A 24381-nucleotide genomic window follows, 5' to 3' on the forward strand; every position below is an offset into this window, starting at 1 on the left:
GTCTGCACTGATCAAGCCCACTTTCTTGCAATCCAAATTCAAGCTGAGAATTAGCTTTTGCGTGCCCCTACTATCACTGAGAAGTTGGAACCTTCGCTGTAATTACTTCTTGAGCTGCCCCTTCAGGTCGGCCTCCGGATCGGCCACCACCGCCGGATCTGCGGTCTTGCCGCCATCGATCAGCCGTTTCCCGACCATATAGGCGCGCGGCTCGTTCATCGCGTCCACGGCCAAAAGCTGATCGCCCCTGTAGTACCAGAACGATACATGACCCGCGGCCTCACCGGGCCGGGTCACGATCCGGTCATAGCCGGTATTGAGCCCGGCGATCTGCAATTTCACGTCATACTGATCCGACCAGAACCAGGGCTGCGGCACATAGGTCTTGCCCGCGCCCATAATATTTTCAGCGACACATTCCGCCATGTCGATCGCATTGGGCACGCTTTCCAGCCGGATGCAGGTTTCGCCATGCGGGAACGAGGCGCAGTCGCCCGCTGCCCAAATCGCCGGATCGCTGGTCTGGCCCAGTTCGTTGACCTTGATGCCGTTCTCGATCTCCAGCCCGGCGGCTTCGGCCAACGCTGTCGACGGCATGACGCCGACGCCGACAATCACGAAATCAACCTCCAGTCTGGTTCCGTCACTTAGATACGCACCAGTGACCTGCCGTTTTCCAGTCAATCGCTCAAGACCCACACCCTCGCGTATATCCACGCCGTGGCTGCGATGCAGATCACGGAAATAGTCCGAAGTTTCCCTTGCAGCCACCCTCTGCAGGATGCGCTCAGCCATTTCGACCAGTGTGACTTTTAGCCCTTTCGAAGCCGCGACCGCTGCCGCTTCCAGCCCGATATAACCGCCGCCCACGATGAGCACGCACTTGCCCGGCTCGAAGCCAGGCGCCATAGTGTCCACATCTTTCAAATCGCGCACCACGAACACGCCATCCAGATCACCGCCGATCGCCGCCGGCAGAAGTCGCGGGGTCGATCCTGTGGTCAGCACCAGCTGATCGTAGGCAATCCGGTTCTCACCGACGACAACCTCCCGGGCCTCCCGGTCAATCTCGCTCACATTCTCGCTCAGGCGCAGGTCGATGTCGTTTTCCGAATAGAAACTCTCGGGCCGCAGATAGAGCCGCTCCAGCTCCATTTCACCCAGCAGATATTTCTTGGAAAGCGGCGGACGCTGATACGGCGGCGCCGGTTCTTCTCCGATCAGCGTCACCGATCCGTCAAACCCGCCATTACGTAGCTTGGCCACCAGCGACGATCCGGCTTGGCCGGCGCCAATCACGACAACATGAGACATCTAGCACTCCGCGATTTTGAAAGTTACCGGATCAGTATTGAAGCCATTCGCAAACTCATCCACCCGAAACGGGCCACGTCGCATGGCCTGAGGCGGTTATCAATTGGGTGGGAATCCCCCTTAATTCTTGTCGAATTCAGCGATGAGAGCTTCAAGCTCTTCCGCAGGGATTTTTGCCGAATGCTGTGCCTTGGGAAATCCGCCCAGCTGCACATCCTCTTGAAATGCGGTAAGCGCTCTGATCCGCTCGGCCTGCGCTTGCTTAAGGATTGCGGCGAGATTGCCATAGGATTTTGCGTGCCGGGGCGGATTAATCGTCTCTCCACAAATATCGTTTGTGTAGAGGAAGATCACATCACCCCCGCCGCCGGCGCCGATCGAGAAGGTGATCAGCTTTGAACGCTTCGAAATCTCCGCCAAGGCATCACCGGCGATCAGTTCAACCTCGACCGCAACGGCCCCTGCATCCTCAAGCTGGCGAAACCGCTCCTGCACTTCCAGCGCGCTCTGCATCGTCTTGCCGAGGGCTTTCATTCCGCCATAGCGTGTCGAATGGCGCGGGAGTACGCCGATATGGCTCATCACGGCAAAGCCTTCATGGGCCAGCATCTCGATCGTGCGCAGACCGCGACATGTGTAAAGCCCGTCGCTGCCCCGTTCCATGGCCGAAAATCCCGCGCGGAGAATGTCGTCATTGGTGGTGAACTGTGTCGGCGGCAGCGCGGTGATGATCAATGTGCTGGGTGCCCCGGCACGCACCTCGTCGTAATCATCATAGTCGCATGAAATCGTGTGAATACCCGCCGCGGCGCAGGCTTCGGCCTCGGCGCGGTTCACGGCCGTGACCATGGTGTATTTTTGTTTGCCCTTGTTATCCTGAAGGTCCTTGATGGTCAGCAACCGCTGTGTGGGCTGACTGCCGTAGGTGTACATGTTCTTCATTTTGTTCCCTTCCAAGCCCAGAGCACCTGGCCGCTTCGCCAGGTGCTCTGTTTTCCGCTCGCGGTTATTTATTATTGACCGATCTGCCCAAGGGCCTTTTCAGCCCAGTTGCGATAGAGGTCATGGAAGTGGCGCATGGCATGTTCGGACACGCCATGGTCTTCGGGATCATTCACATACCATCCGTTTTTGAATGCCCGCTGGTTCATGCCGCGCTGAACACTTTCGCAAAGCTCCTTGTCTTCGTTGGTCACGACGGTTGACGTCCAGATTGACCGCAGTCGATCCCGTTCCTCGGCACCGGGATCCGTCGGTTCTTTTGGTTGCAGCGTCACCGTGTAACGCGAGGTGACGCCCGGCTCTATCGGGTCAAAGCGCGAGACATAGAAATTCTGGGTTCCGGGGAATTGGCCGAAAGTGATGTTCGGGAACATCCACCAGAATTCGCCCACCAGCACGTCGTGTTCCAGATCCAGCGGAAAGGCTTTGTTCTCCGCCCTCATTTTTGTCGGTGCATTCTGGTATGTATAGTTGGGGAACAACGAAAACCTGCTGTCACCGATGCACATCATGTCGTTGAATTCCGGATGCGCCATCTGGCAATGGTAACATTCCAGATAATTGTCCAGCATCACTTTCCAGTTGGAATTGCAAACGTAGCTGTGGCCGAATTCAGCGCCCGCGCGGTTCACGACATAGTTGGGCAGATCCGGGCACGCGCGCAGCATTTGTGCCGCCAGTCCAGGCGCAAACTCGGCCAGAGGCACAACATCCGGATTTGGACACACGAAAATGAACCCCAGAAGGTTATCGACTCTGATTGGGAGCAGCTTGTATTTTTCCGAGTCCGACTTGCGGTTGACGCCCCGGGCACCCCGCAGGTTTCCGTTCAAGCCAAAAGTCCAGGCATGGTAGGGACACGTGATACGGGAACTGTTGCCGGACCCATCAACAAGGCGGTGCCCCCGGTGCGGACAGACATTGTGATATCCCTTCAACTCACCTTCAGCGGTGCGCACTAGGAAATACTCTTGTCCCTGCAAGGAAAAAGCATAGAAATCGCCGGGTTCCGCCACGTCTGAAACGTGACAGACAAACTGCCAGTTATTGTAAAGCAGATCGCGCAGTTCTGCTTCCATAACTTTTTGGTCGGAATAGTAAATCGCTGCGAGCGTATCGGCACGCCCATTCGGATCATGCTTGATTTCGTGCAGGTTTGTCTGAACTGTTCCCATTTGGCTATCCTTACAAGTGTTCGCGACGGTCAGTTTTGTCAGTGCATAGAGTCGCTCTTTTCTTCTGAATTTAGCCTTATTGACAGGTCAAAAAAAATTATGAACTATAACAAAATTAGTAGTGAAGAGAGGCTAAGCTACGATGGTAAGTCTGAAGGAAAAACTCCCCCCAGCGAATGCCCTCGTGGTATTCGAGGCTGCCGGGCGCCATCTGAACTTCTCGCGCGCAGGAGAGGAACTCAGCGTCGTGCAGCCGGCGATCACCCGGCAAATCCGAAACCTTGAAAACAGCCTTCATGTGCGTCTTTTCCGACGTAACAACAATCAATTGAGCCTGACCGCAGAAGGCGTGCAGTTGCATCATGTCGTTCAGGAAAGCCTGCAAAAGATTGCGGCACTTTCCGAGGTCTACCGGGGCAGGCAGACAGAAAAACTCCTTATCGGATCTACTTTCGCATTTGCCAACCTCTGGCTCTCTTCGCGGCTTCCGGCTTTGCGGCGCGTTCTTCCTGAAACACATTTAAATCTTTTGATTTCAGAGCAATACGATGATTTCAATACCGGACCATCCGATATTTCAATCAGATTTGGAACCGGAACTTGGCCAGATATGAAGTCTCATCTTTTGTTTAACGAAGAGGTCTACCCAATCGCCTCCCGAAAACTGGTCGAACGCCACCGGATCGGAAAAACACTGAACTGGGCCGATGTCAGATTGCTAGATCAGCCGAATACCACGCGCGACCTGAACTGGATGACCTGGCTTGAATGGCAGGACCGGACAAAGAACACAGATTTTGAGGCATGCGAGCGAATAGAGTTCGACAACTATCTCTACGTGCTCGATGCCGTTCGTCTCGGAGAAGGAGTGGCCCTCGGAATGGCGGGGTTGACGGCACAGTACGAAGCCAACAACGATCTCGTTCGGGTTGGGCCCAGTGTGAAAAGGCAAAAAGCTGGCTATTACCTTGTTCACCACGATTGGCATCCTGGAGATAAACTCATGTCTTATGTCCTGAAGGTGCTGCAGGCACCAAGCGGGTAAAGAACGCCTTTCAGCGAGGCAACAGGTGCTTCATTTGAAGCCATTTTCGAAGCGCTTCGTAAGGCGTTTTTCCTTCTTAAATGCAAACGTGGACGACTGCTTTGGTGAAATCGACTGCAACGCAGCGATGACTCTGCCGCACCTGCGAGCATTCTCCAGCACGATGATGTCGCCAAGTTTGGGTTCCCGATCGTCCCCGAAGATCTGTTGTGTGATCGGCCCCGCGATATAGCTGTCATTGGCGTCAGCCCCAACATGAATGATGCGGGACTTCGCCGCCGTTGCTCTTCCGGGCGTTTGCTGACGCAGCATCTGCTCACAGGTGCGGCACACACATCTCTGCGTTACAGCCGAATTTGCCAGAACGGTCATTGAAAGTCAGCCTGAGGGGCGAAACTCAATCCGCCCTTTCTCTACAGCCGGGACCGATCATTGGAGAGCCGGACGAACCGAACATTGGCCACGCAATAACAGATGACCGCTTTGATCAAAATTGTACAACATCTTTTGCCTTGGAAGCACGGTCAAGTGGCAAAAAAAGCCGTGCTAAAGCACTGAGGTTGAAACTTGGAATCGCCGTTTTTCAAGCTCCGGAAAATAGTCTGCCGGCCTGAAGAACTCTTCCGGGGCCCAAACCCCCGGTTTGCTTCCTCTGGCAAACATAAGTTGCGCTGCGATGGAGGCGTTCATTGACGTGCATGCATCTATATAGCCATCATACATACTGTCGGGCCGGACAACGACCTGGCACTTTACCGCATGTTCCTTCCCGTCCTTTGTCCCGCGACCTATAGCAAAGTGAATCTCGTGGCTGTCCTGCTCGGGAATGTCCTGCGCGTTTTCGATCATGTTCCTTTGAATGACCGCGTTCAACACATCAATCGGGCGAACTTCATTTCCGCCAATGCTGACGACACGGTCGAAATCGCCAAAACCTGCCTTGACCAGCCCGATCCAGGCTTCGTGTTCCCGGTGCGGCAAATGCAGTTTCCAGGTGAATTCGCGAATGCCTTTTTCACGAATACCATCGGCCAGCGGGACCGTGAGCTGTTCGGAATGGGGTGAGTACATGAACTCGCAATGCCCCCAAGGCTCGGGCAGGTCGAGCGTTTCAACACCATTCATGGGAGCACATTCCACATGTTTGCCGTTCAGAAACTGGGTGCTGGGATGGGCATATTCCGCCAGAACGGTCGAAACGCTGTAGGGGGGCAGCAGGACCGGGCTTTCCGGTCCGACGCTTTCGGCAGCCCAATAGAGATTTATCCTGTCGATCTGGTCGAGTTCATCGGCAACGGCGCGGCACAGAACATTGGACATACCCGGATCGGCGCCTGCGCCCAGCACGGCCATGACGCCGCTGTCGCGAAAGCGGTCATGGTATTCCAGCTGTTTGACCGTGTAGGTGCCCAGCCCGCCCAGATCCAGGTAATCGACGCCGACGCCAAGGCAGGTTTCGAAGATGACCATCTGGTGGCCTGCCAATGTGGGCACCGCGTTGATGCACAGATCGGCAGACGCGAGCGCGGCACGCAGTTGCGTCGCATCGGTGACATCCACCTCCTTGGCTTCGAGCCTGGGATCGCCAAGCGTCTCGATGAACGCGGTGATGCGTTCCATGTCCAGGTCGCAGACAACGATGCGTTCGATCTCGATGATCGCACGATCAGACAAAAGATCGCGCAGAATGCCTTGCCCCATCATGCCGATCCCACCAAGAATTGCGATGTTCATGTGTCGTCTCCAATTGCGTATGCTTGGCTAGCTGATAGCAGTGGCGATCTGCGCGCTCACCACCCCAAAGGGTGGCTGCTTGCGCGGTTTTTTGTGCGATTGGCAGACAATGACACTTGGGTCGTCTATCATGAGAGCCCTGAGCCAAAGGAAGCCGGATGCCAGATCGCGATCCACTTTCCAGCCCTGCATCGTCACCACAGGGCGATGATTCCCCAAAGACGTTCCGGCGGACCGAAATTGCCCGCCCCGACCTGATCCGGAAGTTTCGCGATGCATCGCAAAGCGCATTGGTCGTGCTGCGCGACATCGCCGGGTCAGGAAAAACGATGGCGGCTCGACAATGGGCCGGTGAATGCCGGGCGCGCGGTGATCTTCTGGGCTGGGTCTCGCTTGAGCCCGATGACAACGATCTGAACACATTTCTTATTAAACTGATCGAGGCTTTGACAACGGCGGGCCTGCCCATGGATATCGAGATGTCGATCCTGGTACGATCAAGCCCGGTGTCGCCGTTTCGCCTGGTGCTGGACACGTTGCTGGATGCGATTGTCGACGTGCCGACGCGGGCAACCATCATTCTGGATGATCTTCAAACTGTGACGACGCAGGAGGTGAAAGAGGCGCTGAACAGGCTGGTCGAGCATGCCCCGCCCAATCTTCAGATTGTCGTGACAACGCGTGAAGCCCCGCCGTTCAGGATGTCCCGATTGCGCGCGCAAGGGCGCGTGTTCGAGTTTCCGCCCGCCGCGCTGCGCTTTTCGATGGAGGAAACCCGGTCCTTTTTCATCAACGAACTGGGTGATGCGGCGCTTTCTACCCAACAGCTTGAGCAGACCCTGTCGGTAACACGCGGATGGCCGGTCGCGTTGCAATTCATGGTGATGGCGGCCAAGCAATCCGGCGAGCACGAGGTCAAGCTGCTCAGCCATGGGTCGGCCAACGGGCTCTATACGTTTCTGCGCGAGGATGTACTGGCCCCGCTGCCCGACGAATGCCGGCGCTTTCTGGTAAGCTGTGCCATCCTTCAGGAGCTGAACGCGGGCATCTGCGATGTCATCCTTGATGCATCGGGCAGCGCGGACATGCTGGAGTGGCTGGAACGCCGGAACTTCACGGTGCGAGACAACCAAGAGAATTATCGGTTCTGTCATCCCTTGTTGCTGGAATTTCTGCGTGATCAGCAAAAAACCATGGACCGCAAAGAGATCGCAAAGCTGCATGAAAGAGCCGCGGAGTATTTTCACGCGCGGCAAAACTATCTCAATGCGATTGAACACGCCATCAAGGCAGGCGCCTATGACCGGGCCGCCGAGATACTTGAGATGGAGGGCATGATACTGGTGCGCGCAAGCCGCATTCAGGAGCTCAAGGCCTGGCTTGAAATCGTGCCCGAGGCTGTGATTGCGCAGAACCGTCGGCTTGAGCTGTTCTGGGTCTGGATCCTGTTCCATATTCCTCAGCCGCGCAAAGCCCTGAGGAAAATGGTGAAACTGCTGCGCAGCATTCGGAGTGGGGTGCTGACCGAAGCGAGTTTCGGCATGTCGGCGGAAGATCTCGATGCCGAGCTCCGGGTCCTGTCTGCCGGTGTGCTGAGCGCGAATGGCCGGTCGGCCCTGGCACGGCAGACCGCGTTGGCGTCGATGAAGGCGCTGCGCAACCGCTCGGGCTTCAACAAGGGCACCTTGTGCAACATCCTGTCCTACAGTGAGGTCATTCTGGGGGATGTGACCGCGGCGCGCTCTGCCAGCCGTTTGGGTCTGGAAAACCACAAAAGGGCCAACTCGGTCTTTGGCATCACCTATTCGGAGCTTCTGACGGCGGTGGCCGAGATCGAGATCGGTGAGCCCTTCAAGGCCGAGCACACATTGCGCCGAGGCCGGGATTTCGTGGTCGCCAGCATCGGACGGGATTCCTATGCCGAAGCGCTGTTGTCGATTGCGGAATGCGAGGTCAGGTACTGGTGGAACCAATGTGACAGCGCGCATGCCCTGCTGGAACCACGCTTGCCGCTGGTCGAGCAGAGCGGCACGCTGCTGTTCATTCTAAATGGCGGGCTCCTGCGCGCCAAATTGGCCGCCGCCCGGGGGCGGCCGCAGCACGCGCTGCAACTCCTCGACGCACTGGATGCCGGTGACAGCCGCCGGTTTCCCATGACGATGCGCCACTGCATCCTGGACGAAAAAGTACGGCTTCTGCTGCTATCGGATGATCTGATCTCGGCCAAGGTAGCGATCCGATCCGCTGGCTTGAACCCGGATCACCCTGCGATCCCGGACGCCGAAAACCTGTCGATCGGGATGATTGCCGGGCATATGGCCATGGCCCGGCTCTACATTGTCGAGGGTCGCTTCAACGAGGCTTTGCAGATATTGAAGGCGCTTGAGGCTGATGCGGTGGAACGGGAAAGGAACAGGTCACTACTCAGCATTCGTGGTCTGATGGCCATCGCGCTCTGGAAGGGTGGCGCGCATCTGGAAGCCACTGATATCGTGCTGAGCGCGATGAAGGAGCTGGCAGAGAAATCCGTCGTGCGCACATTTCTTGATCTGGGACCCGATATGCTGGACCCGCTCAAAAGTGCTGCGGAGAAGGCAAGGCTGATTGACCGCAAGGTTGATATCATCGCTTACTGCAACTCGATCATCTGCGCGCTTGAGGCCGAGTATGCCCAAGGGCCCTCGGGTCAGGCTGCCTCGCTTCCCATGACGGGGGATTATGACGACGTTGATCTGATCGAGCCGCTGACAGAACGCGAGCACGAGATCGCCCGGTTGCTGGCCAACGGAATGACAAATTCCCAGATATCCAAAGCGCTTGCGGTGTCGGTGGATACGGTAAAATGGCATCTCAAGAACCTGTTTCAAAAGCTTGGCGTCTCCAACCGGACACAGGCCGTTATTGCCCTGACCGGGCAGAAATCCTTCCTGATCGACGACAACTAATCACCATGCCCCCCCTTTGGGTGGGGCCGAATCGTCCGGGTGGTGGAATTCTCAACGTGAAACTTGGGAGTTCCGCCATGACCGACACGCCAGACACTGCTTTTCTGTGCAATGAAGCCTTCTTCTGGCATGATACCGGCCCGGCGGCGGTGTATATTCCTGCTGGCGGATTTGTCGAGCCAGGCGAGCATGTGGAATCCGCCCAATCCAAGCGTCGGCTGCGAAATCTGATCGAGCGCACAGGCCTTCTGGCGCAGTTACAGACACCGGCATTTGGACTGGCCAGCGATGAACAGATCCTGAGGTTTCACACTTCTGAGCATCTGGCGCGCGTCAAGTTGGTTAGTGAGGCGGGTGGCGGTGAATCGGGGGAATACACCCCGATCGGCCCCGGCGGTTTCGAAATCGCGGCGTTGTCGGCAGGCGCGGCGGTGGCCGCGGTCGAAGCGGTGATGAATGGCGAGGTACGCAATGCCTATGCGCTGACCCGCCCGCCGGGCCATCACGCCCAGGCCGAAATCAGCCGTGGTTTTTGCGTGTTCGGCAATCTGGTGATCGCGGCGAAACATGCCATGGCGGCCCATGGGGTCAGAAAGGTCGCCATCGTCGATTGGGATGTGCATCACGGAAATGGCACGCAGACCGCTTTTTACGACAACCCTGATGTGCTGACGATCTCGATCCATCAGGATCGCCTGTACCCGGCGGATATGGGCATGGCTGAGGAGCGGGGAACCGGGCCAGGCGAAGGCTATAACCTGAATATCCCGCTACCTTCAGGCTGTGGTCACGAGACCTATCTGGCCTCCATGACGGATATCGTGTGCCCGGCCCTGGATCGGTTCAAGCCTGATCTGATCATGATCGCCTGCGGATATGATGCCGCCTTCACTGACCCGCTCGGGCGGATGCTTTGCCACAGCGACACGTATCGGGAAATGACGGCCGTGCTGATGCAGGCGGCCGAGACGCATTGCGACGGGCGGCTCGTTGTCACCCATGAAGGCGGTTATTCGCCGGGCTATGTGCCGTTCTGTGGCCTAGCTGTGCTCGAGCAGCTGAGTGGCATTGAGACGGGATGCGAGGATCCGTTCCTGGCGCTCGGACGCGATTACCCGGATCAGGTGCTCAAACCAGAACACCGGAACCTTTTGAACGATCTGACCGGCCTTCTGGACGGCATCGGATAAGGCCGCTTCGGAATGTGCAGCACAAGAACAAAGGGAAGAAACGATGCGATATCTTGCTGCTGATGTAGGTGGGACATTCACGGATCTGGTGCTTGTCGATGGGCTGGCCGGACGGCACTTTGTCGAAAAAGTCCCGTCCGGGCAACGCGGTGCTGCAGAGCCTATCGCAAATGGGATCAGGCAAATCCTCGATCAGGCAGGCCTGATCGCTTCTGACGTTGACCTTTTCGTTCACGGGTTCACCGTGTCGACAAACGCGCTGCTGATGGGCAGCGGTGCCAACAGTGCGCTCGTCACGACCAAGGGGTTCCGGGATATTCTGGAAATCCGAAACCAGCTGAGGCCCAAGCTCTACTCGGTGACAACCAATCGGCGCGACCCGGTAATCCCGCGCAGCATGGTCTTTGAGCTGGATGAGCGGATTGACAGCTTTGGCGATGTTCTGACGCCGCTGCGCGAGGATGATCTCGATCAGCTGGTCGCGGACGTCAAGGCCGCCAATCCGGCTGCTATTGCCGTCAGCCTGACCTTTGCACAGTTGAATTGCAAACACGAACAACGGGTGGCAGACCGGTTGCGTCAGGAGATGCCCGACATCCCGGTCTATGTGTCGCACAAGGTCAATCCGCAAATTGAGGAATGGCCGCGTGCCAACACCACGGCTATCGCCGCCTATATCGGTCCGATCGTCGATGGCTATCTGCATCAGCTTGAGGAAACGCTCAGCAATGTGGGGCTGACCGCCCCTCTACAGATCATGCGCAGCGACGGCGGCGTCGCAACGCCCCGCTCCAGCCGGGACAACCCGGCGCATACTCTGCTCTCCGGCCCGGCAGGCGGTGTGGTCGCCGCGGCGCAATTGATCGCTGGCCTTGGGATAAAGGATGCGATCACCTTTGACATGGGTGGCACGTCTGCGGACTTTTCCGCGATCGTGGATGGCGAGGCCCGTGTCGTTGGGGATCGTGCCATCAGCGGCCATCCCCTGCGTCTGCCCGCGCTTGATGTGGAAACAATCTCGGCAGGTGGCGGGTCCATCGGGTGGATCGACCTGGGCGGGGCCTTGCGCGTCGGACCTGACTCTGCCGGATCTGTGCCCGGTCCGGCCTGCTATCCGCAAGGAGGCGATCAGCCGACGGTCACCGACGCCGCCGTAGTGCTGGGCCTGCTTGATCCTGAAACCTATCTGGGTGGGCGCATCCGCCTTGATGCCGAGGCGGCACGGCAATCCATCAACGACAAGATCGCGCGCACCATCGGCATTTCGGTCGAAGAGGCCGCACTGGGCATTGTGCGGATTGCTACCGCCAGCATGGCACAGGCGATCCGCGCCCTCTGCGTCGAGCGCGGTGTCGATCCGCGTCGGTTCTGGCTGGTGGGCTTCGGCGGTGCCGGGCCGCTGTTTTCGGGCTTTCTGGCGCGCGAGCTTGAGATGGAAGGGGTCATCGCCCCGCCGCATCCGGGCGTGTTCGCTGCCGAAGGTCTGTTGATGAGCGATACCCGGCACGCCATGCAAACGCCCTTTTCGGGACTGGTCGAGGGCAAAGGCGGCGATGCTCCTTTCCTCTCCGTTGCAAAGCGGCTGAAGTCTGAGACCAACCAGCTTCTGGAAGATGACGGGATCGATGACGCTGCGCGCAGTTTCAGGTTCCTTGCCGGAATGCGCTATGTCGGGCAGTTCCACAATCTGACGATCCCCATAAGTCCCGATCAGCTCGGGGACTGGAATGCCGACGCGATCAAGGCGCGGTTCCATGAAAACCATAAGGCGGTCTATGGCCATGCGGCCCCGGAAACGCCTGTTGAATTCGTTTCGCTGCATGTCGAGGCGTTAGGGGTCATCCAGCGACCCGACCGGCTTGAAAACCCGACGACGGTTGCCAATGATCGCATCACCCCCGTCGGGGAACGGCAGGTCATGTTCGATACGGAACGGGGTTTTGTCGCGACGCAAGTCTATGATCGCTCCGCCTTGCCGGTCGGGACAGAAATCTCCGGTCCCGCGATCATCAACCAGCTCGATTCGACGATTGTCGTCGCGCCCCAGGAACATGCACAGGTCGCGTCCGACGGAAGTGTCAAAATCACACGGGAGGGCCACCAGTGACTGTTTCAATTGATCCGATCAGCCGCGACGTTTTTCAATACGAAGCCGTCAGCGTCGCCGAGGAAATGTCCATGGCTCTCAAGGGGTCGGCCTTTTCCTCAATCATCTGGGACATGCTGGATTACGCCTGCGGAATCCTCGACGTTAACGGAAACACCATCGCCCAGGCCGAGACGATACCGGCTCAGCTGGGGATCATGCCAACAGCCGTAAAACGCATTTTTGAGGTGATCCCGCTCAGCGATTGGAACGAAGGCGATGTGATCATCTGCAACGATCCCTATTTCGGATGCACCCATACGCTTGATATCGTCCTGTTCAGCCCGGTCTATTTCGAAGGCGAGATCATCGCGATCACGTCGACCGTCGCGCATCACATCGACCTGGGCGGCAAAGTGCCGGGGACCGAAGCGGCGGATGCTGTCGAGATATTTGAAGAGGGCCTGCGCTTTCCGCCACTGAAGCTGATGGACCGGGGTGAGCCGAACCAGACCATCTTTGCCATGATCGGAAGAAACGTCCGGGATCCCGAGGCCTGCGCCGGGGACCTGAGGGCGCAGATCGCCGGTTGCCGGATGGGGGAGCGGCGCATGAAAGCGCTCTGCCAGCGCTATGGAACGGCGCAGTTGCGGGCGCTGATCGACGCCAGCCAGGATTATGGCGAGGCCTATGTCCGGGCCGCGCTGGCCAAGGCCGAGCAGCGAGAGAACACCGCGACAACCCTGATCGAGGACGATGCCACCAGCGATGAACCCATGAAGCTGGTCGTCCATGCGCGGATCGAGGACGACCATTCGCTGACCGTTGACTTTACCGGCACCAGCGAACAGCGACAGCACGGCATCAATTGCCCCGTCGCTTCGACAATCGGGATGACCTATTACGCGGCCAAGGTCATTTTCTCACCCGATGTGACGCAGAATGAAGGATGCAATCGTCCGCTCAACATTATCATTCCCGAAGGGTGTTTTCTGAACCCCGTCGCTCCGGCGGCTGTTTCGGTGCGCCATCTCAGCCAGCAGGCCGTCGCGGATGCGGTGCTCAAAGCCCTGACGCCATTGCAAACCGCGCAGGCGTCAGCGGGATGCCATGTCTCTTTCCCGACCTTTACCGCTGGCGGGATGGATGACCGGGCCAAGGCGCTGAACCATTCGGGTGAGCATCCCTATTTCGTGATCTGCGACATCATCAGTGGTGGCATGGGCGGCCACGGGGGGGGCGACGGTCTGAGCGCAATCGACACCCATGGCGGGCATTGCGCCATCCTGTCCGCAGAGGTGATGGAGACGATGAGCCCGTTTCGGGTTCTTTCTACAAAGCTGGTGCCGGATTCGGGCGGAGCCGGGAAACATCGCGGAGGGCTGGCCATCACCCGCGACTACGAAGTGCTGTCGAGCACGCTGACGCTGTCGGGTTATCTGCAACAGGCCCGACCGGAAACAGCAGCCTGGGGCTATGCGGGCGGTGGCAACGGCGCGCCCGCTTCGGCAGAACTCTTTGCAAAAGGGACCGCGCCCAAGCCGCTCACGACCAAATTCGTCGGCCTCAAAATGTCCAAGGGCGATATCATACGTTTGACCGGCTGCGGCGGTGGCGGCTGGGGCGATCCCGCCGAACGAGATCCCGCACTCATCGAGGCCGACAGGAAGGCCGGTTTCATTCTCTGAACATCATGCGCCTCGCTCGCGGCGCATATCCCAAGGGAAAAGCCGAGCAAAAAACAGACTTGTCACGAACATCAATAGGGAGGTTGATATGATGATGAAGAAAAACAACACACAGACCCGCCGCGGGTTTCTGAAAGGGGCAGGTGTTACCGCCGGCTCTGCGGCCATGCTGGCCGGACTGAACCAGCCGGCACAGGCACAATCCTCGGACCCGATCATGATCGGATGTCCCGCGCCGCTTACCGGGATCGTCGCTGCCGACGGGATCGAGTTCCAGCGCGGCCTTGAAATGGCCCGAGACGAGATCAACGAGATGGGCGGGATCCTCGGACGGCCAATTGAACTGGCCATCGTCGACACGGAAAGCAAAGGGGATGACGTGGTCATTCAGGCAGCACAACGTCTGATCGACCGCGACAATGCCAGCGCGCTTATCACCGGCTACAACCTCGAAACCGGTACCGCGTTGCATGATGTCGCCGCTGACGCAGGCGTGATCGCCATGCATACCAACACGGTTGCCGTGCACGACGAATTGGTCAAGTCCGACCCTGACAGATATTGGGGGACCATTCAGTATGACCCGCCTGAGACGATGTACGGCGCCGGTTTTCTGAAATTCGTTGCTGATCTGGAAGAAAACGGTCAGTTCAAGCGGCCGAACAACAAAATCGCGATCATCACCGGGCCCGGCACATACTCGGTCAACATCGCCAACGCGGTGAACGAGGGCGCCGCAGCCTATGGCTACGAGGTGTCGCTGTATGAGACGGTTAAAGTGCCTGTCACCGACTGGGGTCCGACACTGGCGAAATTGCGTGCCGATCCGCCCGCGATCATCGCAGTCACGCATTTCTATACGCAGGACCAGGCGCAATTCATGAACCAGTTCATGAACGACCCAACCGACAGCCTGGTATACCTGCAATACGGTGCCTCGCTGGCGGCCTTCCGTGACATTGCGGGGGACAATTCGGTCGGGGCCATCTACGCCACGGTGATCGGCGCACTGCAGGATGAAATCGGAACAGCCTTTGCCGACGCCTACAAGGCGCGGTTCGGCGATAACGCGTCTCCCAACGGCGGTGGCCAGACATACCAGGCACTTCATGCCTATGCTCTGGCTGCCGCTTTGGCAGGGGGACCGGGTGCGCCCTACGAAGAGGATCAGAACCGCGCTGTCGCGGATCGCCTGAAAGCTCTGATTTATCGCGGTCCGATGGGAACCATGCGCATCCGGCCGGATACGCAATCGGCCTACAGCTATCCCACGGAAACCAACGATCCGTCGCTTGGAATGCCGCATATCTTCAGCCAGGTGCATGACAAATCCAAGGATGGCGTGTTGATTTCACCGCAACCCTATGACGTGGGCAACTTCATGATGCCGCCCTGGATGAAGGGCTAACGGCCCATGGCCGACGCGCCTGAAAACATTCTGGAGTGCCGTGGCGTGATCAAACGCTTCGGCGCTCTGGCTGCTGTGGACGGGGTCGATTTTTTGGTCAACCGCGGCGAGGTTGTGGGCGTCGGCGGGCCGAACGGTGCTGGAAAGACTACGTTCTTCGACCTGATCACTGGGCTCACCCCTGTCACCGAAGGTACGATCAGGTTTCTCGGTCAGAACATTGTGGGGATCGCGCCGCACAAACTGTGTCACCTGGGCATGTCGCGCACGTTTCAGCTGAATTCGGCGTTTGACGGCATGAGCGTCTTTGAAAATGTGCTGGCGGCGAAAGTTTTCGGAAGGCGCAGCGCGGGCGGATGGGTGACAACCCGGCGCCGTGACAAAGACGACACGCGCGCCTTGCTGGCCGATATCGGCCTGGAAGATGTTTCGCGGGATATGGCAGCAAACATTCCGATCCTGGCACGCAAGAAACTCATGGTGGCGACCGCCCTGATCAACAAGCCAGACGTTCTGTTGCTGGACGAGCCGGTGGGTGGACTGACCCCCTCCGAGATCGACGATTTCATCTCGCTGGTCTTGACGCTCAAGGGGCAGGGCATGACGCTCATCTTCATCGAACACGTCATGCATTTTCTGACAAGTGTCGCGGACAGGGCGGTGATGATGCATCAGGGGCAGATCATCTATGACGACACACCGTCAGGGCTTGCCACAAATCAGACAGTCGCCGAGGTCTATCTCGGGTCGACCGGGCTTGGAGGTGCGACATGACTGCGCTTCTGACGTGCGATGCGTTGGTGTCAGGATATCTGAACCGCCCGGTCCTGCATGGTGTCTCGCTTGAGGTGCCTGAGCAGGGGATCGTCGCCCTGATCGGACCGAATGGGCATGGCAAGACCACCTTGCTACGCACCATATCGGGATTTCTGCCACTGCGCGGCGGCCAGATCAGCTTCGCGGGTAGGCCGATGAGCAAGGTTGCCGTCGACAAACGCGTGGCCGCCGGAATGACCCATGTGCCGCAGGGCGATCAGCTGTTTACCGAAATGACGGTTGAGGAAAACCTCTATATGGGGGCCTACCTGTGTTCGGACATGTCCGAAACCAAACGAAGACTGGACGACGTGTTTGCACTGTTTCCCCGTCTGAAGGAGCGCCGGAACCAGGTGGCGAGCGGCCTGTCGGGCGGCGAGAGGCGCATGGTCGGCATCGGGCGCGGCCTGATGGCGAACACCCGGCTTCTGATGCTGGACGAACCTTCCTTGGGGTTGGCGCCGCTGGTCATCGAACAGATCTACGATGCGCTAGATCTTCTGCGCGAGCGCGGCATGGCCTTTCTGGTGGTCGAGGAAAACCCCAGCCGGCTGCTGAATTTCGCCGATGGGCTGTGTCTGATGGACGCCGGCCAGATCGTCTGGCGCGGCAGCACCGAAGAAGCAAGGAACTCAGGCGATATTCTCAACACATATCTCGGGGGGCACTAGGCGATGGAAATCCTGATCCAGATTGTGATCACCGGGCTGACGCTCGGGTCAATGTATGCGCTTGCCTCGGTTGGGCTGTCGCTGATCTACGGAACGCTCGGCATGTTCAACATGGCGCACGGGCTGTTCATGACCCTAGGGGCCTACGTGGCCTACTCGGCCGCCACCGCGTTCGGCATTCCCTTGGTTCTCGGCATTCTCGTCGCAATGGGGGCCGGTGCCCTCATCGGGATTCTGACGCATCTTCTGATAGTTCGTTTCATGCTGGGTACCACCGGTTTCGGAACCAATGTCCTGGTGGCGACGGCGGGGCTTGGGATTCTGATCGAGGACCTGCTGCTGAAAACCTACGGCGGATACCCCTATCCGCAGCCCCTGGCCGTCGGTGGCACCATGCGCCTGGGCGGCGTAACCGTAACCTACCAGGCAATGATCATCTTCGCCGTGGCGCTGGCATTGATCCTTGCCATCGCCTGGCTATTGATGAAAACGCGGTTTGGGCGTGCCATTCGCGCCACAGCGCTGAACCGTGAGGCCGCGATGCTGATGGGCGTCAAGGCCGACACCGTCTTTCTGCAGGTGATGGCACTGGCGGGGATGCTGGCCGGGGTGGCCGGGCTGATGATCTCAACCCAGGCCACCCTCAGCCCCCAGATGGGCGGCGATCCGCTGCTCAAGGCCTTTGTCATTTGCGTGGTGGCCGGGCTGGGCAATGTTTGGGGGGCAGGGATCTGCGCCTTCGGCCTGGCGCTTCTTGAAGCGGCCATCGGGTATTATGTCGGTGTGCGCTTCGGCTTCCCGGCGATGTTGCTCTTGGTGATCCTGGTGCTGATCTGGCGTCCCCAGGGTCTCTTTGGCCGGGAAAAGGTGGTGCGGCTATGAGCAGGTTCGACAATCTGACACGTCATTTGCTGATTGCCATCCTGGTCATCGCGAGCTTTGCGGTGCTGCCGGTTTTTGTCACGCAGCGCTACCTGCTGGGCGAGGTCATCGTGTTCTTCATCTGGGCCATGGTGGCGATCAACTGGAACCTCCTGATGGGACATGCAGGTGTTTTTTCCCTGGCGCAGATGCTGTTCTTCGCGGTTGGCGCCTATGGCATGGCCATGGGCGTCACGTTCACGGGGCTGTCGGTTTGGACGGCCATTCCGATCGCGGCGGTCTCATCGGCCCTACTGGCGCTCGTGATCGGCATGGCCTGTTTGCGGCTGACCGGGGCCTATGTCGCGCTGCTCACCTATGCGATTGCCGAGATGATCCATGTTTTGATCATCACCGACACTGAGTGTTTCACGCTTGTGCGCAACAACTGCCAGCAGCTCTTCGGCGGGTCGACCGGCTTTTCGCGATTTGACGATTTCGGGTTCCGGCCGTTGCTGAAAAAGCATTGGATCCTGGGAAATTATTACGCGGTTCTGGTCGCGTTCGGGATCACGATCATCACCGTGGTGATGGTGATCCACGGTCGTCTTGGGCTGGCTTTCCGCGCCATCCGGGACAATGTCGGCTATGCCAGTAGCCGCGGGATAGATCGCAAGAAATACCAGGTTATCGCCTTTGCACTGTCTGCCTTGCTGACAGGATTGGCCGGCGGCGTATATGCAGCCCATTTCCGGTTTGCCGGGCCAAGCCTTTTCGAATTTTCCACCCTCATGTTCATTCTGGCCATGGTCGTTGTGGGCGGGCTGGGGTCCACATGGGGGCCTCTGATCGGGACCGGCGTGATGATGGTGGTGGTGGAGCTTTCGAAAGAGATGGGAGATGCGCGAAACCTGGTTCTGGGACTGGCGCTAATCGTATTTGTTGTTCTCATGCCAAAGGGTCTGGCCCATATCGCGGGTTTGTTCGCAAGCAAACGCTGGGAGGCCAGAAACTGAGTGACGCTGGTGTTTGGGATGCGGGGTCAAAATGCTCTCAGCAATGATGGTGCGTGAAACGTCAGGAGCCGCCCTGAGCGGGAAGGCTGCAACGATCAATCCCATCTAACCAGCGGTCAGGATCGCCTGAATTTCGCTCAAGCGTTTTTTTGCAATCAAACGATCCGGCTGGTCCGGAAAAAACGATGTCATCAACAGCTCGACCTGTGCCAACGCGGTGTCGCGGGTCGGGGCGTTCGTGCAGCTGGCCAGCAATGACGGCACCACTGAGATTGACAGCGAACCGGACGCAAGGGACCGGTTTGCGCAGTGATTTACCGAGCCGGATGATCATGCGCTGATCAAGGAGTATTTGCTGGAGGACGCACTTTACTATGGTGCGGGTCGGCTCGAAGACAGGGGCATCAAACGCAAAACGCGCAAGCACTACTCTGCGGAGGAGAAGATTAGGATCGTCCTGGCGGGCCTGCGTGGCGAGGAGAGCATCGCCGCGCTGTGTCGCCGCGAGGGGATTGCAGAGAGCTTGTATTATTCTTGGTCGAAGGAATTCCTTGAAGCTGGGAAGAACCGCTTGGCGGGTGACACGGCGCGACAAGCGACATCCCCGGAAGTCAAAGAACTGCGGTCGGAATCTTTCGCCCTGAAGGAGGTGGTCGCCGAGCTGACGCTTGAGAACCGTCTGCTCAAAAAAAGCATGATCGGGGATGGGGGCGGCGAAGAATGAGATACCCCGCCTCAGAGAAGCTTGAGATCATTCGCACGGTCGAAGCGTCGCATCTGCCGGTGAAGCAAACACTTGCCATGCTCGGCATTCCCAGCAGTACCTATTATGATTGGTACGCCCGTTGGAGCGAGGGCGGGATCGATGCATTATCGGATCGTTCACCGCGCCCTCGGTCAGTGTGGAACCGTATCCCAGATGATATCCGTGAGCACTTCGTCGAGTTTGCGTTGGACCACGAGGACCTGACGCCGCGCGAACTGGCGGTCAAATACACCGATGAGAAACGGTATTTTGTCTCGGAATCCTCGGCCTATCGTATCCTCAAGGCTGCGGACCTGATCACGGCTCCGGCCCATGTGGTGATTTGTGCGGCCGATGAGTTCCGGGACAAGACGGCCCGCCCCAACGAACTCTGGCAGACCGACTTTACCTATCTCAAGGTCATCGGTTGGGGTTGGTTCTACCTCAGCACAATCCTCGATGATTACAGCCGCTACATCATTGCCTGGAAGCTTTGCACGACGATGAAGGCTGCGGATGTCACCGACACGCTGGACTTGGCGTTGGAGGCCTCGGGCTGCGATCAGGCCACGGTCGCGCGCAAGCCGAGGCTGCTCAGCGATAACGGCTCGTCTTACGTGGCGGCCGATCTGGCGGATTATCTCGACGGTAAGGGAATGGATCACGTTCGCGGTGCACCGCATCATCCCCAGACCCAAGGCAAGATCGAGCGTTGGCACCAAACCATGAAGAACCGTGTCCGTACAAGCTAGACGCGGGATTTTCCCAACGTGCGCGTATCTATCGGGAATGGCCGCTCCAAGCTCAGATCGAACAATTTCGCCTCAATCGCTTTTACCTGAAAATACTCTAGAGATTTGCTTGCGGCCTCAAGTACGGGGCAGGGTACGATACCAATATTTGAGAGCTCGTCAGACCTATCTACAGGTAAGCTGGTGTTGCTACTTTCGGGAAGCTCATTCAGGCGATCCCCAACCAGAACCGTAACATCCAACTCAGCCTCTAGGGGCCTGTCGCGCGGCCTCGTGCCGGATCCAAAACGACTCAAACACGGAGCACATGAACCGAACAATGCGCATGTCGAACCACAAGCGCGGCTGTGGAGCCGAGAAAGAACTCTTTCATTCCGGGTTTGTGCGAAGCAAGAACAATGCAGTCAGCGCTATGTTTTCTGGCGTACTCGGTGATCGTCCGGCCGGCTGACTGGCCTTCAAGAAGGACTTCTGAAACAGTGGCATCCGTCTTGACGCGTTCGACCAGCCGTTCCTCTGCATTTCTGTGCGATTTCTCTGCAACCTCATCATCCAAGTATGCAAGAATCGAACTGTTTGGAGGCTCATACACGTGAACTGCGGTAATCTTGCCCCCCTCCGAGACCAGAGTATGCGCGGCGGAAAGCGCCTGTTCGCTGATCCCGTGTTCCAGAGACAGAGCAACCACGATATTATTGTACATTCTTGATTTTCCTTGTGTGTCGTGTGCCTTGCTAGAGCACGCGTTTTGGAGGTTAAGAACCCAACAGCAGATCCGGCAACCAAAGTGCCAGTTCCGGGATGAAGGTTGTCAGCATCAGCGTGGGCAACCATGCGAATACGATGAACACCAATGTGGGCCAGAGCATTTTGGACACCGGCGTGTCACAGATCTGAGCACCGAGATACAGCAAAGGCGCAGTTGGTGGTGTGATGTTTGCCATCCCCAGGTTCACGCCGATAATGGCCGCAAAGTGGATTGGGTCCACGCCAACGCTTTGTGCGATTGGCAGCAAGATGGGCGTGGCAAGCAGCAGGCCCGAGATGTCGTCCATCAGCATACCGATCAGGATCATCACGACGTTGATCATCAGAAGGATCACAATTGGGTTGTCCGAAACAGAATAAACCAGCTCCTTGGCCAGTTGCGGCGCACCCTGGGCGATCAGATTGTCTGACACGATAAGCACCATAAAGATCATGGTCATAACGACACCGATGGTGATCCCGGAGCGGCTGATGGTCTGCGCCAGGGTTTTCCAGGTCAAACCACGGTAAAAGTAGATCGCAACCGGAATAGCATAAACGACGGCGATACCCGCAGCCTCTGTCGGGGTCATGATGCCCCCGTAGATTCCACCCAGAATGATCAGTGGCATCATCAGTGCCGGTCCTGCAAGGCGGCCCTGGCCCAATAGAGTGGGCATGAACGGTTTGGGGCGGTCAGTCAGAAGGATGTCGCTGTGTTTGCGCAGCATGAACTGATTGGTCGCGATCAACAAGGTGATCAGGATGATTGCCGGAAGCACGGTGGACAAAAAACATTTCAGCACGTGTTGTTGTGCCACCCAGCCATATAGAATGTGCGACGCGCTTGGTGGAATGAGCAAACCCAAAGGGCTGGCGGACACGATCAGAGCCGCAGATGTACCGGTCGGGTAATTGGCTTTCTTCAGATGCGGCATCATGATGCCACCAATGCAGGTCAACGTCGCATTTGCGCTGCCAGAGATCGAACCAAACACGCCACAGGCCAATACACCGGCGGCGCTCAGGCCCCCTTTGATATGGCCAATGAATGTTTCGGCAAGCGATACGAGCGGTGCCGCAATCCGACCTTTTTCCATGATACCGCCAGCAATCATGAACAGAGGAATAGCAAGCAAAACAAGTGAGCGTATACCGGTTGCGCCAGTCGGCAGATACCCGGAAATGGATTGATCCCCGACAAGGGCTATGAACACCAATACCGAACCAAAGGCCACAAAAACGCTGACGCCAAGCAGCAGCATGACACAAACGATGAACAGGCTACCTGCGATAATCATTGCCCGGCCTCCAACTTGGTTTCAGATTTCAGAGGAAGGCCCAGACCCTTGCGGATATGCACATAGAGGTACGCCATGGAGAACATCGCCATGAAGCCGAAGGCGATCATGATAGCGATGCGCCAGGTCACGAATGGAATACGCAGTACCGGGGTAGACCTCAGGCGCGGGAAAGAAAAGTCGTCTGCAAGCGAAACATAGCAGGCATAGACAATGAACAGAGTCACCGAGACTTCGATCAAAAGAACGACGAATCCTCGCCACCAGATCAAGCGGGGGTTCTGGATGACTATGCCAAGAATATCGGCATTGATATGAAGCCTGCGTTCAGATGCCAGCACGGCACCTGCAAAAAAGCCAATGATGCTTATCGCAAGAAGCCATTCCTCGTAGGCAAAGAGATCACCCCCGAAGCCATATCGAATGACAACAACAGCACCGAATGTAAAGGCCATCAGAAAGCCTGAAAAAGTCGTGATTATCTTCATGATAATCAGCATCCACTCCATCGGCTTGCCGATTATTGCGGGCAATTCATGAGTTACCTGCGTCGCCATATTCGTCCCCCCTCTTCATGTAATTTTTTGGATGCAAAAAGGGCCGGCCGCTTGGGCCAGCCCGATCTGATTTTCGGGAAATTAGTTCTTGGCGGCCAAAAGACGGTCAATGATATCCTGTCCAACGCTTTCCGCCATGAGCGGCCAGATTTTTTCCTGAATATGAGCGGCCATGGCAGCTTGATCCTCAGCGTTGAGGGCCAGGATGGTGTAGCCCTTGTCTTCCAGTTTCTGTGCGAACAAGGCATCGTTCTCACGGTTGTAGGCAAAGAACTCAGCGGACGCTTTGGTCATCGCGGCTTCCAATGCGGCACGCTGTTCGTCATTCAGCTTGTCGAGCGAACGCTGAGACGCGTAGAAGGTGGTCAATTCAGAGACTGAATTATACTCGATGAAATGCGTACCAACGTCCGACTGTGCAAAGATCGAATAGGTCGCGGTCTTGGTACAACAAATTGCACCATCAACGATCCCTGACTGAATGGCCGGGAAGATGTCACCCCATGCCATCGTTGTTGCCTGATATCCAACCGCTTCGACCATTGCCTTGATGGCCTGGGAAGACCAGACGCGGATATTCATCCCTTTGTCTTCGAAAGTGTTCCAGTTCTCCGGTTCCTTCGTGGCGACGATGCCGACGAGACCTTCCGGGTTCTGCGAAATCACCCTGACGCCGTATTCGTCGGTGATTTCCTGCAAGATAGTGTTGAACTCGGAATCCATGTTCAGCATGGTGTTCTCCATGTCATCCCAGTTGTTAACAAGGAATGGCATGGACAAGAATTCTAACCGGGGGTCTGTGTCCGCGTAGATGAAGGCCGCAGCGAGATCGATGTTGCCACGTGCCACGTCTTCGAACAGCGCTTCGCCGGATCCCAATTGGTTGGCAGGGAACGTGTCGATCTTCAGGCCGACGTTCGCCGCTGCGACGTCTGCGGCGACCTGCTCCATCATTTTTGTACCCTGATGGTCAATTGGGAACACGCCTGCAAAACGCAGTGTGATATCTTCTGCAAACGCTGGCATCGCAAAGCATGTTGCAGTCGCTCCGACCGCCAAGGCGCGGATCATTTTTTTCATAGACATTGAATAATTCCTGTTGAGTTTGGGTCCAGAAAGTGAGCGCACAGACGCTCCAATCCGCAATCAAGTATTTCTTCCGAACCATTTGAAATTCTGAACAATCAACGTAGGCTTATTCTGATAACACCCTCCGGACGGTCAACCGACCGGAGTCCATGCAGGGCAAATCGCGCCCTCGGTTTGGCCAGCTGCAATGCTGTAGCGGCCCCGATCACCGAAGCTGCGCCAGTGATGATTGCCGAAAT

20 protein-coding genes and 1 pseudogene are annotated in these 24381 nt (G+C 57.5%); 11 read left to right on the forward strand and 10 right to left on the reverse strand.

Annotation, left to right across the window (positions count from 1 at the left end):
* Positions 1 to 102: 102 nt before the first annotated feature.
* The 3 genes from V6N02_RS20590 to V6N02_RS20600 form a co-directional block, all read right to left on the reverse strand.
* Positions 103 to 1314, reverse strand: coding sequence for an NAD(P)/FAD-dependent oxidoreductase (locus V6N02_RS20590; protein WP_371229010.1), 1212 nt, complete (start codon positions 1312 to 1314; stop codon positions 103 to 105).
* 120 nt (positions 1315 to 1434) lie between these two features.
* Entirely contained in the window at positions 1435 to 2256 is an 822-nt protein-coding gene (locus V6N02_RS20595; RefSeq protein WP_371229012.1) for a 3-methyl-2-oxobutanoate hydroxymethyltransferase, read from the reverse strand.
* Between the two features lie 71 nt (positions 2257 to 2327).
* Positions 2328 to 3491 carry an aromatic ring-hydroxylating oxygenase subunit alpha gene (locus V6N02_RS20600; RefSeq protein ID WP_371229015.1) on the reverse strand — a complete coding sequence of 388 codons (1164 nt, stop codon included), beginning with the start codon at positions 3489 to 3491 and terminating at the stop codon, positions 2328 to 2330.
* Between the two features lie 142 nt (positions 3492 to 3633).
* Here V6N02_RS20600 and V6N02_RS20605 point away from each other — a divergent pair, with 142 nt between their 5' ends.
* Positions 3634 to 4536 (forward strand): LysR family transcriptional regulator, encoded by a 903-nt coding sequence (locus V6N02_RS20605; protein ID WP_371229017.1) that lies wholly within the window; start codon positions 3634 to 3636, stop codon positions 4534 to 4536.
* 30 nt (positions 4537 to 4566) lie between these two features.
* On the opposite strand, the gene V6N02_RS20610 is transcribed toward V6N02_RS20605, so the two are convergent.
* Entirely contained in the window at positions 4567 to 4908 is a 342-nt protein-coding gene (locus V6N02_RS20610; protein WP_371229020.1) for a hypothetical protein, read from the reverse strand.
* Positions 4909 to 5082: 174 nt separating this feature from the next.
* The gene (locus V6N02_RS20615) at positions 5083 to 6270 is read right to left on the reverse strand and encodes a saccharopine dehydrogenase family protein (protein WP_371229023.1); all 1188 of its coding nucleotides are present in this window, start codon (positions 6268 to 6270) and stop codon (positions 5083 to 5085) included.
* A 158-nt stretch (positions 6271 to 6428) separates the two neighbouring features.
* Here V6N02_RS20615 and V6N02_RS20620 point away from each other — a divergent pair, with 158 nt between their 5' ends.
* The 9 genes from V6N02_RS20620 to V6N02_RS20660 all read left to right on the forward strand — a co-directional run bounded on the left by V6N02_RS20620 (position 6429) and on the right by V6N02_RS20660 (position 18951).
* The gene (locus V6N02_RS20620; protein WP_371229026.1) at positions 6429 to 9215 is read left to right on the forward strand and encodes a LuxR C-terminal-related transcriptional regulator; all 2787 of its coding nucleotides are present in this window, start codon (positions 6429 to 6431) and stop codon (positions 9213 to 9215) included.
* Between the two features lie 77 nt (positions 9216 to 9292).
* Positions 9293 to 10405 (forward strand): class II histone deacetylase, encoded by a 1113-nt coding sequence (locus V6N02_RS20625; protein ID WP_371229029.1) that lies wholly within the window; start codon positions 9293 to 9295, stop codon positions 10403 to 10405.
* A 43-nt stretch (positions 10406 to 10448) separates the two neighbouring features.
* Positions 10449 to 12512, forward strand: coding sequence for a hydantoinase/oxoprolinase family protein (locus V6N02_RS20630; protein WP_371229032.1), 2064 nt, complete (start codon positions 10449 to 10451; stop codon positions 12510 to 12512).
* A complete protein-coding gene (locus V6N02_RS20635; protein WP_371229035.1) occupies positions 12509 to 14179 on the forward strand; it encodes a hydantoinase B/oxoprolinase family protein in 1671 nt (556 codons plus the stop codon). Before V6N02_RS20630 ends, V6N02_RS20635 begins: the two co-directional genes overlap by 4 nt.
* Positions 14180 to 14267: 88 nt before the next feature.
* Complete coding sequence (locus V6N02_RS20640) at positions 14268 to 15587, forward strand: ABC transporter substrate-binding protein (protein ID WP_371229037.1); 1320 nt, start codon at positions 14268 to 14270, stop codon at positions 15585 to 15587.
* Positions 15588 to 15593: 6 nt separating this feature from the next.
* On the forward strand, positions 15594 to 16361 hold the full coding sequence (locus tag V6N02_RS20645; protein ID WP_371229039.1) for an ABC transporter ATP-binding protein: 768 nt from the start codon (positions 15594 to 15596) through the stop codon (positions 16359 to 16361).
* Positions 16358 to 17074: an ABC transporter ATP-binding protein gene (locus V6N02_RS20650; RefSeq protein ID WP_371229042.1), complete on the forward strand. Its 717-nt coding sequence runs from the start codon at positions 16358 to 16360 to the stop codon at positions 17072 to 17074. Before V6N02_RS20645 ends, V6N02_RS20650 begins: the two co-directional genes overlap by 4 nt.
* Before the next feature lie 3 nt (positions 17075 to 17077).
* Complete coding sequence (locus V6N02_RS20655) at positions 17078 to 17956, forward strand: branched-chain amino acid ABC transporter permease (protein WP_371229045.1); 879 nt, start codon at positions 17078 to 17080, stop codon at positions 17954 to 17956.
* Entirely contained in the window at positions 17953 to 18951 is a 999-nt protein-coding gene (locus tag V6N02_RS20660) for a branched-chain amino acid ABC transporter permease (RefSeq protein ID WP_371229047.1), read from the forward strand. The genes V6N02_RS20655 and V6N02_RS20660 overlap by 4 nt, the downstream gene beginning before the upstream one ends.
* Positions 18952 to 19056: 105 nt before the next feature.
* Here V6N02_RS20660 and V6N02_RS20665 read toward each other — a convergent pair whose 3' ends face one another.
* Positions 19057 to 19218 carry a hypothetical protein gene (locus V6N02_RS20665; protein ID WP_371229049.1) on the reverse strand — a complete coding sequence of 54 codons (162 nt, stop codon included), beginning with the start codon at positions 19216 to 19218 and terminating at the stop codon, positions 19057 to 19059.
* 85 nt (positions 19219 to 19303) lie between these two features.
* On the opposite strand from V6N02_RS20665, the pseudogene V6N02_RS20670 reads away from it, so the two are divergent.
* Positions 19304 to 20436: pseudogene (locus V6N02_RS20670) on the forward strand (IS3 family transposase); the annotation flags it as partial.
* Positions 20437 to 20740: 304 nt separating this feature from the next.
* On the opposite strand, the gene V6N02_RS20675 reads toward V6N02_RS20670, so the two are convergent.
* The 4 genes from V6N02_RS20675 to dctP form a co-directional block, all read right to left on the reverse strand.
* Positions 20741 to 21151 carry a universal stress protein gene (locus V6N02_RS20675; protein WP_371229052.1) on the reverse strand — a complete coding sequence of 137 codons (411 nt, stop codon included), beginning with the start codon at positions 21149 to 21151 and terminating at the stop codon, positions 20741 to 20743.
* Positions 21152 to 21203: 52 nt separating this feature from the next.
* Entirely contained in the window at positions 21204 to 22496 is a 1293-nt protein-coding gene (locus V6N02_RS20680) for a TRAP transporter large permease (protein WP_371229055.1), read from the reverse strand.
* Positions 22493 to 23053 (reverse strand): TRAP transporter small permease, encoded by a 561-nt coding sequence (locus V6N02_RS20685; RefSeq protein ID WP_371229058.1) that lies wholly within the window; start codon positions 23051 to 23053, stop codon positions 22493 to 22495. Before V6N02_RS20685 ends, V6N02_RS20680 begins: the two co-directional genes overlap by 4 nt.
* A gap of 81 nt (positions 23054 to 23134) precedes the next feature.
* Entirely contained in the window at positions 23135 to 24133 is a 999-nt protein-coding gene (dctP, locus tag V6N02_RS20690; RefSeq protein WP_371229061.1) for a TRAP transporter substrate-binding protein DctP, read from the reverse strand.
* Positions 24134 to 24381 lie beyond the last annotated feature (248 nt).

Source organism: Roseovarius conchicola (assembly GCF_041403425.1).
GTDB classification, from domain to species: domain Bacteria; phylum Pseudomonadota; class Alphaproteobacteria; order Rhodobacterales; family Rhodobacteraceae; genus Roseovarius; species Roseovarius conchicola.